The 13,396-nt window shown below is 64.5% G+C and carries 15 protein-coding genes; 4 read left to right on the top strand and 11 right to left on the bottom strand.

Annotated elements, in window-relative coordinates:
• Positions 1-4: 4 nt before the first annotated feature.
• The 4 genes from B4394_RS16515 to sthA form a co-directional block, all read right to left on the bottom strand.
• On the bottom strand, positions 5-688 hold the full coding sequence (locus tag B4394_RS16515) for a PhzF family phenazine biosynthesis protein (protein ID WP_078315713.1): 684 nt from the start codon (positions 686-688) through the stop codon (positions 5-7).
• 84 nt (positions 689-772) lie between these two features.
• Entirely contained in the window at positions 773-1,744 is a 972-nt protein-coding gene (locus tag B4394_RS16510; protein ID WP_502688403.1) for an alpha/beta fold hydrolase, read from the bottom strand.
• Between the two features lie 156 nt (positions 1,745-1,900).
• On the bottom strand, positions 1,901-2,884 hold the full coding sequence (locus tag B4394_RS16505) for a proteasome assembly chaperone family protein (protein WP_078310956.1): 984 nt from the start codon (positions 2,882-2,884) through the stop codon (positions 1,901-1,903).
• A 146-nt stretch (positions 2,885-3,030) separates the two neighbouring features.
• A complete protein-coding gene (gene sthA / locus B4394_RS16500) occupies positions 3,031-4,479 on the bottom strand; it encodes a Si-specific NAD(P)(+) transhydrogenase (RefSeq protein WP_078310955.1) in 1,449 nt (482 codons plus the stop codon).
• A 123-nt stretch (positions 4,480-4,602) separates the two neighbouring features.
• Between sthA and B4394_RS16495 the strand changes: the two genes are divergently transcribed.
• The gene (locus B4394_RS16495; RefSeq protein ID WP_078315712.1) at positions 4,603-5,337 is read left to right on the top strand and encodes a hypothetical protein; all 735 of its coding nucleotides are present in this window, start codon (positions 4,603-4,605) and stop codon (positions 5,335-5,337) included.
• On the opposite strand, the gene B4394_RS16490 is transcribed toward B4394_RS16495, so the two are convergent.
• Positions 5,338-6,471 carry an alanine/ornithine racemase family PLP-dependent enzyme gene (locus tag B4394_RS16490; protein WP_078310953.1) on the bottom strand — a complete coding sequence of 378 codons (1,134 nt, stop codon included), beginning with the start codon at positions 6,469-6,471 and terminating at the stop codon, positions 5,338-5,340.
• Complete coding sequence (locus B4394_RS16485; RefSeq protein ID WP_139360255.1) at positions 6,468-7,655, bottom strand: N-acetyltransferase DgcN family protein; 1,188 nt, start codon at positions 7,653-7,655, stop codon at positions 6,468-6,470. Before B4394_RS16485 ends, B4394_RS16490 begins: the two co-directional genes overlap by 4 nt.
• 303 nt (positions 7,656-7,958) lie before the next feature.
• On the opposite strand from B4394_RS16485, the gene B4394_RS16480 reads away from it, so the two are divergent.
• Positions 7,959-8,999, top strand: coding sequence for a DUF4192 domain-containing protein (locus B4394_RS16480; RefSeq protein WP_078315711.1), 1,041 nt, complete (start codon positions 7,959-7,961; stop codon positions 8,997-8,999).
• A gap of 14 nt (positions 9,000-9,013) precedes the next feature.
• Here the strand turns inward: B4394_RS16480 and B4394_RS16475 are convergent, their stop codons facing one another.
• The 3 genes from B4394_RS16475 to B4394_RS16465 form a co-directional block, all read right to left on the bottom strand.
• Entirely contained in the window at positions 9,014-9,700 is a 687-nt protein-coding gene (locus B4394_RS16475; protein ID WP_070923741.1) for an iron-dependent transcriptional repressor DtxR, read from the bottom strand.
• Between the two features lie 101 nt (positions 9,701-9,801).
• Positions 9,802-10,773: a sigma-70 family RNA polymerase sigma factor gene (locus B4394_RS16470; RefSeq protein ID WP_078310950.1), complete on the bottom strand. Its 972-nt coding sequence runs from the start codon at positions 10,771-10,773 to the stop codon at positions 9,802-9,804.
• A gap of 147 nt (positions 10,774-10,920) precedes the next feature.
• Positions 10,921-11,313, bottom strand: a complete 393-nt coding sequence (locus B4394_RS16465) for a DUF3099 domain-containing protein (RefSeq protein ID WP_078310949.1) — start codon at positions 11,311-11,313, stop codon at positions 10,921-10,923.
• A gap of 25 nt (positions 11,314-11,338) precedes the next feature.
• Here B4394_RS16465 and B4394_RS16460 point away from each other — a divergent pair, with 25 nt between their 5' ends.
• Positions 11,339-11,575, top strand: coding sequence for a DUF3039 domain-containing protein (locus tag B4394_RS16460; RefSeq protein ID WP_078304143.1), 237 nt, complete (start codon positions 11,339-11,341; stop codon positions 11,573-11,575).
• Here B4394_RS16460 and B4394_RS16455 read toward each other — a convergent pair.
• On the bottom strand, positions 11,572-12,546 hold the full coding sequence (locus B4394_RS16455) for a YihY/virulence factor BrkB family protein (RefSeq protein ID WP_078311135.1): 975 nt from the start codon (positions 12,544-12,546) through the stop codon (positions 11,572-11,574). The two genes, B4394_RS16460 and B4394_RS16455, sit on opposite strands and share 4 nt — an antisense overlap.
• Positions 12,547-12,608: 62 nt before the next feature.
• Positions 12,609-12,803 carry a DUF7455 domain-containing protein gene (locus B4394_RS16450; protein WP_078310948.1) on the bottom strand — a complete coding sequence of 65 codons (195 nt, stop codon included), beginning with the start codon at positions 12,801-12,803 and terminating at the stop codon, positions 12,609-12,611.
• A 169-nt stretch (positions 12,804-12,972) separates the two neighbouring features.
• On the opposite strand from B4394_RS16450, the gene B4394_RS16445 reads away from it, so the two are divergent.
• Complete coding sequence (locus tag B4394_RS16445) at positions 12,973-13,341, top strand: DUF952 domain-containing protein (protein ID WP_502688533.1); 369 nt, start codon at positions 12,973-12,975, stop codon at positions 13,339-13,341.
• The last annotated feature ends 55 nt before the right edge of the window (positions 13,342-13,396 follow it).

Genomic DNA, 13,396 nt, shown 5'->3' with positions numbered 1-13,396 from the left:
GCTGTTAGTTCAATACCAACGATTGATCGGCGACGACATGGCCACCGATCGTCACCCAGCCCTCTGGGCTCCACTGCGTGAGAATCTGCGACCCCTTGCCCTGGTTGACGATCAGGTCGCGGCTTAATAGATCGGTCATCCGCGCCGCGACAGATCCGGTCGCCTCATCCTCGTTGACGCCCAGGTCGAAGGCGAACACCCGTGATCGCACCAAATTCGCGTCGCGGTCCTGCCACGACCACACGCAATGCAGCAGTTCGTCCGCATAGTCGGCGGGGTCGGCGGCATCCACATCGCGGGGGGAGTCCAGCTCGTGAAAATCGGTTTCCGGGGCCCATTCGGACCGGGCTCGGATCCACGTGCGGTCGTCATAGTTGACCTGGAGCACACCCGCGGGAACTTGCAAGGTGTTGACCGGTGTTCCGCGCTCGCGCAGCCACCACGCCAATCCCACCGTCGGATGTCCGGCGAAGGGCAGTTCGGCTGCCGGGGTGAAGATCCGCAGATGTGCGGTGTTGGACCCTTCGGCAGGAAGATCGACGAAAACCGTTTCGCTGAAACCCAACCGGGTAGCGATTTCCTGGCGGTCCGCCGCGGCGACGTCAGCGCCATTGACGATCCCCAGGGGATTTCCGAAGTTGCCTGTCTGGTCGGTGAATACGCGCACAACCGCGACATCGACGCTCATTCTTCGACTCTACGTCTCCCGCGCGCTGTGCACTCAGGTACCCACGAATTGTGCAAACCTCTGGTAGCGCTTGAGCTCTCGTGGCTAGGTGGCGCTGCGCTCGTCTGTGCCCATGGCGTCGAGCACTGCCATCCGGGTGCGCGCGGCCCCGCTGATCGTGCCTTCGGTGACGCCAGTGCGCAACAATCGGCGCAATTCATCCTCGTCGTATTGAGCGGGCTCAGTGGAGGCGATGAATTGGCGAACGACGGCGATGAATCGCTCGGGGTCGTCATGGAACGGGAAATGTCCGGAGCGGTCGAAGATTTCCAATGTCGCCCCGGGCATCGCGGCGTGCGCCAGATGGCCATGGCTAACGGGGATCACCAGATCATCGCTACCCCAAATAAGCTGCACAGGAACAGATTCGGTCAAATAACATCGGTCCAGCATGGTCACCACCTGGCCGCGCCAGTCAACCACGGCGCGCAGAGTCCGGGTGAAGGCGGCCGAGGCCCGAGGTTCGGGCAGATCAGCGAGAACCCGCAGAACATCGGGGATGTCGCGGGCCATACCGGCTCGCCCCAGCGTCGCGCGGGCCACCGCTCCGCCGAGCCGGATCATGGGCATCGCCAGCGGTAGCCTCAGCAGCCCCAGCGCGTCTCCGACGAAGGGCAATGACGCGCAACGCAATACGATGTTGACGTCCTTGGTCACCCCGCCTGGCGAGACCAGAATGAGCCGCTCGACCAGATGGGGGAACTGGTAGGTGAATTGCATCGCGACGCCGCCGCCCAGCGAATGCCCGACGACAGTGACCTTGTCGATGTCCAATACCGCCAGCAGGTCCCGCATCCCGTTGGCGTAGGCCGCCACCGAGTAGTCGGCGCGTGGTTTGTCGGACTGTCCGTGGCCCAGCAGGTCCGGGGCGATCACCGTGAAATGCTCAGCGAGCTGCGCGTGCACGCTGTCCCAGGTGGCCGAGTTGTCGCCGATCCCGTGGATCAGCAACAGCGCAGGTCCCGATCCCGCAATCCTGAAGGCGCGGCGGTAACCGTGGATGGTGCGGAACGCCATCCGAGGTTGCGTGGTCGTATTGCTAGCGGGTTGTACCGTGTCGTCACCGTCGGCGTGCTCGGTATCCGGCACCGGACGCAGGAGCCTCGGTGGTGGATTCATGTGGAGTATTTTCACCCGTCGCGGCAAATTTGGCGCGGCGAGCGCATAACCGGACTAGAGAATCGGGCCGTCGGGGGACGGATCCTCACCGAACTTGGCCTGTTCGGCGAGGAATCTCTCGAATTCTCCGGCCAGCTCGTCGCCGCTCGGCAACTCCTCGTCTCGTGCCAGCAACGAGCGGTTCTCCTGTGCGGAAACAAAGGCGTCGTACTGGCGTTCCAGCGCGTGGACCACCTGAGCCACTTCCTCGCTGCCTTCTACCTGCTCGTTGATCTGATTGCGCACCTTGCCGGCGGCCTCGGTGAGCTGCTGCAGCGGAAGATCCAGCTCGCCGGTCCTGGCCACTTCTTCCAGCAGGCGTTGTGATGCCTCCGGGTAGTCGGTCTGCGCCAGGTAATGCGGGACGTGGACGGCGAAGCCGATGACATCGTGACCATGCTGGGCCAGCCGGAATTCCAACAAGTTCGATGCACTGCCCGGCACCTGAACCTCATCGATCCAGCCGGGATGCTCATCAAGTGTCTTGCGGTCGTTGCCATGAGCGGTAAGCGTGATGGGGCGAGTGTGCGGAACCGCCATCGGAATGGCGCCCAGGCCGATGGTCTTGCGCACACCGAGTTGCTCGGCCAACAGCCGGATCGCGGTGACGAACCGCTCCCACTTCAGATCTGGTTCTAGGCCGGCCAGCAACAGGAACGGCGTGCCCTTGGTGTCCTTGAGTGCGTACAGGTTGAGCTCAGGGGTGGCGTACTCGGTGAAGTGATCGCTCTTGAACGTCATCACCGGCCGACGCGATCGGTAGTCCAGCAGATCGTCGATGGCGAACGACGCCACCAGCTCGCTCTGCAGTGTGTCGCGCAGATGTGCCGCGGCCAGCTTCACGGCGTGCCCGGAGTCGGAGAACCCCTGCAACGCGTGCACCAGAACAGGGCCGCGCCCATCGGCAGATGCCAGCTGGGGCCCCGGGAATTCCAACTCGTACATGCCGCTCTGATCCGGTCTGTACGGCTGCTGCTGTCCGTCACTACTGCTTGCCATGTTCGCCTCCCTTCGCGCCCTCGTCCCACCAGTGTCCCTTACCGGCAGGCAAACGGCGAATGTACCTACTGCCTCAACGGCCCAGGCGGGATGCGAATTCCTGTTTCCTCAGGAGGGTGGGCGGTATTCGCCCAACGCGAAATCCCTCAGGCTTTGAACTGGTTGAGTGCGCGAATCTTGTTCATCACATCGAGCGCGGCGACTTTGTACGCCTCGGAGAATGTGGGGTAGTTGAAAACCGCGTCGACCAGGTACTCGACGGTGCCGCCGCAGCCCATGACGGCCTGTCCGATGTGGACCAGGTCGGTGGCATCGGAGCCGAAGATGTGCACCCCGAGCAGCTTGAGATCCTCGGTGGACACCAGCAGCTTGAGCATGCCGTAGGAATCCCCGGCGATCTGGCCGCGCGCCAGCTCGCGGTAACGCGAGACGCCCACCTCGTAAGGAATCGCGTTCTTGGTGAGTTCAACCTCGGTGGCGCCCACATAGGACACCTCGGGGATCGAGTAGATGCCGATGGGCTGCAGATCGGTCATGCCCTTGGAAGGTTCGCCGAACGCGTGGTACGCCGCCAGGCGGCCCTGGTCCATCGAGGTGGCTGCCAGCGCCGGGAAACCGATCACATCGCCCACCGCATAGATGTGATCGACCTTGGTCTGAAAATTCGCGTCGACCCAGATCCGGCCGCGGTTGTCGGCCTCGAGCCCCGCCTGGGCGAGGTCGAGCTGATCGGTCTGACCCTGCCGCCCCGCGGAGTACATCACGGTATCGGCGGGGATCTGCTTGCCGCTGGCCAATGTGGTCATGGTGCCGGTGTCATTGACGTCGACGGTGGTGACCTCCTCGCCGAAGCGGAACGTCACTGCCAAGTCCCGCAGGTGAAAGCGAAGGGCCTCAACGACTTCGGGATCGCAGAAGTCGAGCATCGTGTCGCGTTTCTCCACCACGGTCACCTTGGTGCCCAGGGCGGCGAACATCGAGGCGTACTCGATTCCGATGACGCCCGCACCGACCACGACCATCGATCCCGGGATGAAGCGCAGGTCCAAGATGCCGTCCGAGTCGAGGACTCGTCGCTCGTCGAAGGCCACACCCGACGGTCGGGCGGGTTTCGTGCCGGTGGCGATGACGACGTAGTGAGCGTGCAGGGTGGTGCGCTCGCCGCGGGAAGGTTCCTCCACGATGACGGTGTGCTCATCGGCGAACCGCCCGATGCCGGTGATCAAATCGATGCGGTTGCGCAGCAGCTGGGCGCGGACCACCTCGATCTCCTTGCGGATGACGTGCTCAGTGCGGGCCAGCAGGTCCTCGGGGGTGATATTGGCCTTCACCCGATAGCTCGCGCCGTACAGCTCGCGCTGATTCATGCCGGTCAGGTAGAGCACGGCCTCGCGCAACGTCTTGGACGGGATGGTTCCGGTGTTGGTGCAGACACCGCCGAGCATGTTGTCACGCTCGATCACCGCGACCGATTTACCCAGCTTGGCCGCGGCGATGGCGGCCTTCTGGCCCCCGGGGCCGGAGCCGATGACGACGAGGTCGTAGGTGGGGGTGTCGGCCACGGAGGAGCCGCGGGGGCGAAGACCGTTGGTCATGGTTGTACTCATACGCCGATTCCCCGAATCGCGCATGCCGTGCGCGTCACGGTCACATGAACAGTTGTCCCTGCCGAATCTCGCGCGCGCCTCCTCGGGCCCCGGGTGTGCCGATGGCAGCATGTGACTGTGGCGGCATCGCGGCTGGTAGCGACGATGGTTGTGGCTGGATGCTGCGCCGTGACGGCGCCCGCCTGCACACGGGCGATCGACGGATCGGCCGTCGAGGCATCGGGTGGTGCGCAGTCCCCGCTGACTACCACCACAACGGCCCTTCAGGCGCCGACGGGCCCCGTGGGCCCGCTGCTGCTGGCCCCGGCGGATTTCCCGCACCAGTATCCCGCCACCACGCTCGACCCCACTGCGGCCGGACACGCTCTCCGCGATATTCGGGGTGTTCCCGACGCGGCGACGGTCGCCCCGAGTACCTGCGCACCCGAACCCCTCCCGGCCGGGCCGCAGGATGCGGCGGTGGCGGTGGGCACCAACGACTCCGACAATTCGACCATCACGGTGGCGGTGTTTCGTGTGCCGCGGCCACTGGCCACCTACAAGACTCAGCTGGAGCGCTGCACCTCGTTTGCCTTCACCGGTCCGGATCAGATCCCGAGCACGGTAACGGCTTCTCAGGCAGTGGCTCCACCCATCAACGCCGATGATTCGGTTGCGGTCAATCAAACGGTGGCACCCGCCGCGACGGGTAGCGGCACACAAACGACCTTGTCGCTTATCGCGCAGATCGCCGATATTCGAATCCAGGCCACCTACATGACTTTTCAGGGCACCGAGCCCGACGCGGTGCTCCTGGATCAGGCCTTCACCGCCGCTGTACTCAAGGTGCACGACAACTTCCGCTGATCAGCGACTGGCGATGCGCCCGTATCCGCCCTGGATCGGCGCTGGCCCCTGGGTCACCCCGGTCGCGAGGGAACGGCCGCGGTGCTCGATCTTGGCGACGAAGGGCGACGTCATCGCCCGCACGAGCGCGCCGTAGCCGACACCGAAGTCAATCTCGTCGCCGACCGTGACGGAGTGATCGCCGAGGTCGACCACCAGGTGGTCGCTGCTCATCCCGAGGATCGTGATGCCCTCAGGCGGCCGCAGGCCGTCCGGGTCCACGTCCTGACGGCCGAGGGCCAGGATTGCTTGGTGCACAGTCGAGTTACCCGTGCGGACCGGCGCCGCGCCGAAGGCTGCCTGAGCACGATCTCCCCAGGGTTGAGCCGGTTTCATCGCGACCTCGATGACCTCGGCGCTCAAGACGAAGGTGTCCGTGTGTAGGCCGGGGATCGGTGTCCGATACAGCGGGTCGACGCCGAGAAGGATGGCTTCGCCGAGCCGGAGTTCGTCGATCCGGCCGACGTCGTGGGTGTGCAGCGCCCAGCTCAGGTTCGCCGAGTTGCCACCTGAGACGACCTCGAGCGAGATCCCGTGCAGTGACTCGATGTCGTCCGCGAGCCCGGTGAGGATGCCCATGTTCCGGTCATCGGGCACGACACCGTTCTGGCACGCGAGGTTGGCGCCGAGCCCGGCGAGCCGCAGTGAGCTGTGCCCGAGAACGGCCCGCACGGCCTCGGCGGTGTCGTCCACCGCGATGCCCTCGCGCAGGTCACCCAGCTCGACCATGAGCACGACGGCGTGCAGTCGTTTCTGTTGGGACGCGGCCTGATCGAGCGCTGCCAGCACGACGGCCTCGGTGTTCAGACTGATATCGGCGACGTCAACGATCCGTGCTACCTGGCTGAGCATGGGTGAGCGGATCAGCGTGCGCAGCGGTAATCGGTCGAGATCGGCGAGCCGAGCGAGGTTCGGTATCCGGGAATCGCCGAGGCCGTAAGCGCCGCCGCGCAGCATCGCCGCGCCGATGCCCGGCGACCCCAACACGGCTTTGGTGATGCCGGTGACCCGGATGCCCGCCCGGGCAAGCCGGTCGACCAGGATCCGCGTGTTCTGCTCGACCTTGTCGAGATCGGTCTCGAGCCGAAGCGTCACACCGGGGTTGTCGTGTCGGCTCTCCCTGCGAGCTTCGCCGCGAGCACGGGGAAGGCCGCCAGCACCATGTCGACCAGATCCGACGAGGGGCGTGTCAGCGGGTCGGTAACCGGGAGGCCGAGCTCCGAATGGTGTTCGGAGATAGCGTCATTCAGCTCGTCATCGGTCATTTCCTCGTGGTTGATCGTGACCCCGATGACGCGGGTGTCGGCGAACGCCTCGATCAGTGCGACCTCGCTGGCCGCGGTGGGCATCTGCACCATCGGGAAGTCGCCGAGCACCTTGCGCTTTGGCGCGTGCTGCACGATCACGCCGGCCGGGCGGCTGCCGCGCAGGATATGAGCCGACGTGATGTAGGCGGGGTGGCTGAGTGCGCCCTGACCCTCGACCACGATCACGTCGGGGTCCTCACCTTCGAACGCGGCGACGACTTGGTGCTCGACCTCGCCCGAACAGAACTGGGGGACCAGCGCGTCCAGCGCGACGCCGTACTTCCCGCCCTGGATCAAGGTGGTCTGGCCGGTGCCGACCATGACCGCCTTGATGCCGCGCGCATTGAGCGCCTGGACCAGCAACGTGGCGGTGGTGCGTTTACCGATGGCTCCGTCCGTACCCAGGATCGCGATCCTGGGGCAGGTGACGTCGAAGATCCGGCCGGAGAACAGGTGCAGGTCGCGCTTGGCCTTCGGTTGGCGCACATCGGTGATGGTGACGCCCGCGATGACGGCTGCCGCCACGAACTCGGCGTCGTCGTTGAGGAACTCGTGCAGGCCGTTGATGATGTGCATCCCGCGGGCGATGCCGTCGAGCAGTACGAGCCGCTGCTCATTCGACAGTAGGCCGTCGGCAGGCGCCAGCCCGCAAATCAGGTAGTCGGGTACGCGGCCGGCGTGAGCGATGGACTGTGCCAGCGACGCCAGCACCGGGATGCCGTTCGCGGTGCCGTCGAGGAATTTCCCGGCATCTACTCCGGCCCGGAGGCTGTCGATGACGCTGAGGATCTCGTACTTCTCCGAGTGCCGGACCAGGCCGTTGGCGGTCTTGCCGTCCTGCTCGCCGAATTGGCCCTCGCAGTAGACGATCGCGGTGGAACCAACAGGCATCGGGAAGGGAGCTGCCGGACGGGTTCCTTCGCTCCGTTCGGACGCATCGAGAAAGGGAGTACCGCTTGAGAGTGAAGACATGGGATCCTCTGAGAAGTCTCAGAGAAGGCGACGGGATCGAGGCGGGGCGGTGAGCCCAACGTCCAGCGAGTGGTCTGCCCTGAGGGTCGGCAAGATTACCGACATGTTAATGATACCCGATCGGCGATGACTGTCCTGCTTCCGGCGTCTCAGAGCCCGGCCATCACCTGGCTTTTCAGGGACGCGCGGTGGCGATGGGCGTGTTGTCCACAATTGCGGTGGTATCCACAGATCCCCGCACGCGCTGTCACAACGTGAGGTCGCCGTCGGCGCGATGACGGTCCTCGTTGTCACGGTGCGGGCATGACATCACTGATTCCCGGGACCCCCGGTCGCCCCGACTTTCGATTGAACCGGCCCTCCGCCCTGATCGCGGCACTGCCGGCAATGCTGGGGTTCATTCCCGAAGACTCCCTCGTCGCCGTCACGCTCGCCAAGGGGCTGGTCGAGGCGGTACTGCGCAGGGATCTGGACGACCTGGACGACCCCGATAACGCGGCGCTCGAGACATTGGCCGAGGTGTTGAGTTCCGGGCCGGCCGACGCGGTGATCGCGGTGGTCATCAGTGCGGACCTGGATGAACGGGAGTCTGGCGACATCATCCGTCGGCTGGCCAGACATCTTGAACATCAAGGTATTTCGTTGATCGCCGGCCACACGGTGGACCGGGTATCTCCTGAGGGATGGTGGCGCTGCTACGACGGATGTGGTGCCGGCGGGCCCGTCGACGACCCGGACTGCTCACCGCTGACCGCGGCCGCGGTACTGGCGGGCAGGACCGTGCATCGCCGCCGAGAGGACCTCGTGGCGCTGATCGCTCCCACCGACACTCACCGCACCAGCGCGCTGGCCACTTCCTTGCGGCGGGGGGTGCGGGGGCAGGCTGACGACGCCGTGGCGGACCGGCGCGCCGTGAATCGAGTGATGCGGGCGGCGTGCCGGACGGCAGAACTCCGTCCACTGTCCGACCGTGAGCTGCTGGGCATCGCTCGCTCGTTGACGGTCGTACGCGTTCGAGACACGGTGTGTGCCTTGGCTGTCGGCGTGCTGGCCGATGATGTGGAGCGGCTGTGGTTGGCGCTGAGCCGACTGCTGCCCGCCCCATGGCGTGCCGAAGCCTTGGTCTTGTTTGGCTTCAGCGCTTACGTGCGCGGCGACGGCCCGCTAGCGGGTGTCGCTTTGGAGACGGCGCTCACGGTCGACCCGGGCCATCGTCTGGGGCAGCTGCTGATATCTGCGCTGCGTGCGGGTATGCGCCCCGATGAGATTCGCACCCTGGCCGACACCGGCTTCCGGCTCGCCCATGAATTACAGATCAGCTTGCCGCCCAGGAACATCCAGTGATCCGGACGGGGGTGCTAGACCTTCTCGACCATCACGGCATGGGCCATCTCATGCGGCAACTCGACACTTTCGTGACCGGGAATGACGATGATGACGCCCTCGGGGGAGGACTCCACGGTGACGCGCGCATTGGGCACGATGCCGGCGTCCTTGAGACGCGTGAGCAGATCGGTATCGGCCTGGACGTGCTCGGCCAGGCGGCGCACCACCACGGCAACCTGCGAGCCGCCGGCAATCTCGGTGAGCCGCACCGCGCTGGCATTCTCGGACCGGTCGGGGGCAACACCCAGTTCGGACAGGCCGGGAATGGGGTTGCCGAACGGTGAGGTGGTCGGATTGTTGAGCACCGTGAGCAGTCGGCGCTCGACGTCCTCGCTCATGACGTGCTCCCAGCGGCACGCCTCGGCGTGTACGTCCTCCCAGGGCAACCCGATGATGTCGACCAGCAGGCACTCGGCCAGCCGGTGCTTGCGCATCACCGAAACCGCGAGTGCGCGGCCCTTATCGGTGAGTTCGAGGTGGCGGTCACCGGCGACGTTCAACAGACCGTCGCGCTCCATCCGCGCCACGGTCTGACTGACAGTCGGGCCGCTCTGCTCAAGCCGTTCGGCGATGCGCGCCCGCAGCGGCACGACGCCCTCTTCTTCAAGGTCGTAGATCGTCCGCAGATACATTTCTGTCGTATCGACAAGATCGTTCACTACTCGCCCCTTACGGTCGTGCTCAGTCTACCGATCTACAACGCAAATCGGGGCGCTGCGCTTCCAGAACGCAGCGCCCCGAGGGCAGGGTAGTAGGTCAACTAGCTCGCGTACGAACGCAGGCGCTCCGCGCGATCGCCGTGGCGCAGTTTCGTCATGACCTCACGCTCGATCTGACGCACCCGCTCGCGAGACAGCCCGAACAGCTTGCCGATCTGATCCAGCGTGCGGGCCTGGCCGTCATCGAGTCCATACCGGAGCCGGATGACCTGCTGCTCGCGTTCGTCGAGAGTGCCCAGCACGCTGCGCACATCCGAGTGCAGCAGCTCTGCGATCACGGCGTTCTCGGCGGACATCGCCTCGGTGTCCTCGATGAAGTCACCCAGCGGTGCTTCCTCGTCGGTGCCGACCGGCATGTCCAGGCTCACCGGATCCCTGCTGTGGTCCAGCAGATCCCCGATCTTCTCCACGGGAATGCCGGACTCCTCCGACAATTCCTCGTCGCTGGCCTCACGGCCGAGTCGCTGGTGTAGTTCGCGCTTGATGCGAGCCAGCTTGTTCACCTGCTCCACGAGGTGCACGGGGAGGCGGATGGTTCGGCTCTGATCAGCCATGCCACGGGTGATGGCCTGACGAATCCACCAGGTGGCGTATGTCGAGAACTTGAATCCCTTGGCGTAATCGAACTTCTCCATGGCGCGGATCAAGCCCAGGTTGCCCTCCTGGATGAGGTCGAGTAGCGGCATACCGCGACCGGTGTAGCGCTTGGCGAGCGAAACGACCAGGCGCAGGTTGGCCTCCAGCAGGTGGCTGCGTGCCGCGCTGCCCTCACGCACGATGACAGCCAGATCCTTCTTGCGGGCTTCGCCCAAGCGTTTCTTGGTGTCCAGAAGGTGCTGGGCGTACAACCCCGCCTCGATCCGTTTGGCGAGCTCGACTTCGTCCTCCGCTGTCAGCAGCGCAGTCTTGCCGATGCCGTTCAAGTACACCCGTACAAGGTCCGCGGCTGGACTCTGGGCGTCCAGATCCTCGGACTCGATGGTACGAGCCGGACGGGTGGTGGCGTTTGCCATCGCTGCCTCCTAGTTGATCCGTAGGTCTCATGTGTTGCAACGCTTGGTTGGCCCAGAAAGTTCCTGAGGTTCCCAGACGGCGCCGTCACTGACCTGCGGATTCGCCGTCGGCAGCTGAGAATGTCCTGAGAATTGACATAGCTGTCCCTAAGACGGGTCAGCTGACCCTTCCGGCGGGGTGCGCGGTTGCGGCGGAGGAGCGGGATCAATCGCTCTGCGCTCAGCGGTGGGAAACAGCGAGTGGCGATGTTCCTGAGGCCCGTATCGGCGTGGCTCCTCGGCCTTGCGGGCAGGACGGTCGTTCGCGATGAGCACCGCCATCCATGGCAGCGGGATCGAGGCGGCCAGGATGGCCAGCGAGATCCACCCGTTGTGCCACACGCTGTAGGCCCAGGCGGCGCCCAGCAGGGCCGGTATCCGGAACGCCATCAGTGACAAATAGCGGCGTACCCGGGCGCGGTGCTGTTCTTCGACCGAGACCGCGGCCGCTGTGATGAGTACCGGATGGCCGTCGTCATCGAACGACAGCTCTTTTCTCATATCTCCACAATGTCACAATGTAGGGATGGACACGCAGACGATCGAGCGTCCGGACACCACCGTCGACGAGAGCACCGACAGTGATACTCCGAAGGTCTTCCACTACGTCAAGAAAGACAAGATCGTGGAGAGCGCCGTCATGGGAAACCATGTGGTCGCCCTGTGCGGTGAGGTTTTCCCGGTTACGCGGTCGGCCAAGCCTGGCTCTCCGGTGTGCCCGGACTGCAAGCGCATCTACGAAATGATGAAGAAGGGCGACTAGCGGCCTTCGGCGGTGCTGTCCGGAGTCGCCTCGTCAGAGCCGCTCTCGGCACCATTCTGGCCATTTTGTGGGCTCAGCCATTCCCGCAGCTGACGGGCGTGTGTGGCCCCGGCCGGCCAGTGTTCCTCGATAGCGGCGTTGAGTTCGGCGCCCAGCACGATCGCGAATCCGAGCATGAACGCGAACAGCAGGAACGCGATGGGGGTGGCCAAGGCGCCGTAGGTGTATCCGGTCTGCGTGATCCAGTTCAGGTAGAACCGCAGCCCCAGGCTGGCGATCACAAAGAACGTCACCGCCAACAGCGCACCGATCAACAAACGGTGCGATGGAAGCGGTTTGGGTAGGGATACCCGGTATAGCAGCGTCACCAGGGCGACCAGCGCGATACCCAGCAGTGGGAAGTAGCCATACCGCAACAGCGCGTTCCACGAGTCGGGTACGACCTCGGCGATCCGTTTCGGTCCGAGGGCGATCACCGGCAATGTCACCACCGCCATCGCCAGCGCCGCGACGTATAGGCCCAGCGCAAAGAACCGCTGACGAACGGGGTGTCGCAGCGGTGTCTGATCGTGTGCCTCGACGACGGAGTCCACAAAGCTCGATATCGCCGAGGAGCCTGCCCATAGCGAGATGACGAATCCGATGGACACCACCTCACCACGCCCGTCACGCATGATGTCGATGATTGTGGGCTCGATGATCTCGGCGACCACGCTCTTGCTGAAAACGCTGTTGGCCACCCGCAGGAGTCGCTCTTGGATCTCGGGCAGCGTGTCCGGTCCGAACAGCGGCCCAACGAACGTCAAGCTCCCCAGGATGCCCAACAGCAGCGGTGGTAGCGATAACACCTGCCAAAAAGCGGCTTGGGCTGACTGCGCGAAAATCGAGTCGTCCCAACTCTTTACGGCGGTGCGACGCATCACGTGCAAGACGTCTCGACCTATCGAGACATGGCGCGGCTTCTCACTCATGGCCACACCAGCATTCCTGATGGGATGGTCAGCGGTCGTTACCGGGGGTGAAACTGCGGCGACTAACCCTCGACGGGAGCGCTGATGTACAGCACTGCCGACATGGCGCTCAGCTTCTCTGAGTGCTCATTGGCGTGATGCTGGCAAAAAAGCAGCTCGGCCCCGGACGGGAGTGTGGCGCGGACCCGGGCAGCCGCTCCGCAACGATCGCAGCGGTCAGCCTTCGTCAGCTCTGGACTGGTCAGAGTTGCGTACATGGCTCCTCCGTATCTCTCCTGAGCTTTGCGGTCCGGTGAACCGCTCGGCGCCTATGTATGTACTTTGTCAGACGTTTGGGGGGTTTCGGTTGTTCCCCATGTGTGTCCGGTGTGTCGCGCCTCACGTCCGGGCTGTTACAGGGTGAGGCAGGCTGGTGTGATGCAGTCGATGGCACCGAACGAAGCCGAACTTGTTCACATCTGTTCGGTCGAGGAGTGGGCGTTAGCACGTGAACAGGGCGAGCATCGGCCCACGTCACTGGCCGAAACGGGATTCATTCATCTTTCCGCGCCGCACCAGGTTCACCTTCCGGCCAACCGCTTGTATCGCGGAAGGTGTGATCTGGTCGTATTGTCTGTTGCCCCGAATCTGCTTGACTCTCCGGTACGTTGGGAACCAGGCGTGCCCAGCGACCCTGAATCGATGCTGTTCCCTCACTTGTACGGACCGCTGCCGATCGCCGCAGTTACTTCTGTGGCGAGTTTCCGGCCGGGACCGGATGGCTTTTTTAACCCGCTGGCACCTAGCACTTCCTAAGCTATCAACGTGGTAGCTAGACTGGCTTAACTCGTCGGTCTTGAGATAAGGGGGT

Origin of the sequence: Mycobacterium sp. D16Q16, assembly GCF_002013745.1 — a bacterium.
GTDB lineage: Bacteria > Actinomycetota > Actinomycetes > Mycobacteriales > Mycobacteriaceae > Mycobacterium.
The sequence above is the reverse complement of the archived record's forward strand: the minus strand, read 5'-3'. Positions and strand labels throughout refer to the sequence as shown.

Excerpts from the sequence above, each read along its gene's own strand:
- B4394_RS16515 (WP_078315713.1), bottom strand. The coding sequence starts at position 688 with ATGAGCGTCGATGTCGCGGTTGTGCGCGTATTCACCGACCAGACAGGC.
- B4394_RS16505 (WP_078310956.1), bottom strand. The coding sequence starts at position 2,884 with ATGGCAAGCAGTAGTGACGGACAGCAGCAGCCGTACAGACCGGATCAG.
- B4394_RS16445 (WP_502688533.1), top strand. The coding sequence starts at position 12,973 with ATGGCACCGAACGAAGCCGAACTTGTTCACATCTGTTCGGTCGAGGAG.
- B4394_RS16485 (WP_139360255.1), bottom strand. The coding sequence starts at position 7,655 with ATGTCTTCACTCTCAAGCGGTACTCCCTTTCTCGATGCGTCCGAACGG.
- B4394_RS16455 (WP_078311135.1), bottom strand. The coding sequence starts at position 12,546 with ATGAGTGAGAAGCCGCGCCATGTCTCGATAGGTCGAGACGTCTTGCAC.
- B4394_RS16480 (WP_078315711.1), top strand. The coding sequence starts at position 7,959 with ATGACATCACTGATTCCCGGGACCCCCGGTCGCCCCGACTTTCGATTG.
- B4394_RS16460 (WP_078304143.1), top strand. The coding sequence starts at position 11,339 with ATGGACACGCAGACGATCGAGCGTCCGGACACCACCGTCGACGAGAGC.
- B4394_RS16470 (WP_078310950.1), bottom strand. The coding sequence starts at position 10,773 with ATGGCAAACGCCACCACCCGTCCGGCTCGTACCATCGAGTCCGAGGAT.
- B4394_RS16510 (WP_502688403.1), bottom strand. The coding sequence starts at position 1,744 with ATGGCGTTCCGCACCATCCACGGTTACCGCCGCGCCTTCAGGATTGCG.
- B4394_RS16465 (WP_078310949.1), bottom strand. The coding sequence starts at position 11,313 with ATGAGAAAAGAGCTGTCGTTCGATGACGACGGCCATCCGGTACTCATC.
- sthA (WP_078310955.1), bottom strand. The coding sequence starts at position 4,479 with ATGACCAACGGTCTTCGCCCCCGCGGCTCCTCCGTGGCCGACACCCCC.
- B4394_RS16450 (WP_078310948.1), bottom strand. The coding sequence starts at position 12,803 with ATGTACGCAACTCTGACCAGTCCAGAGCTGACGAAGGCTGACCGCTGC.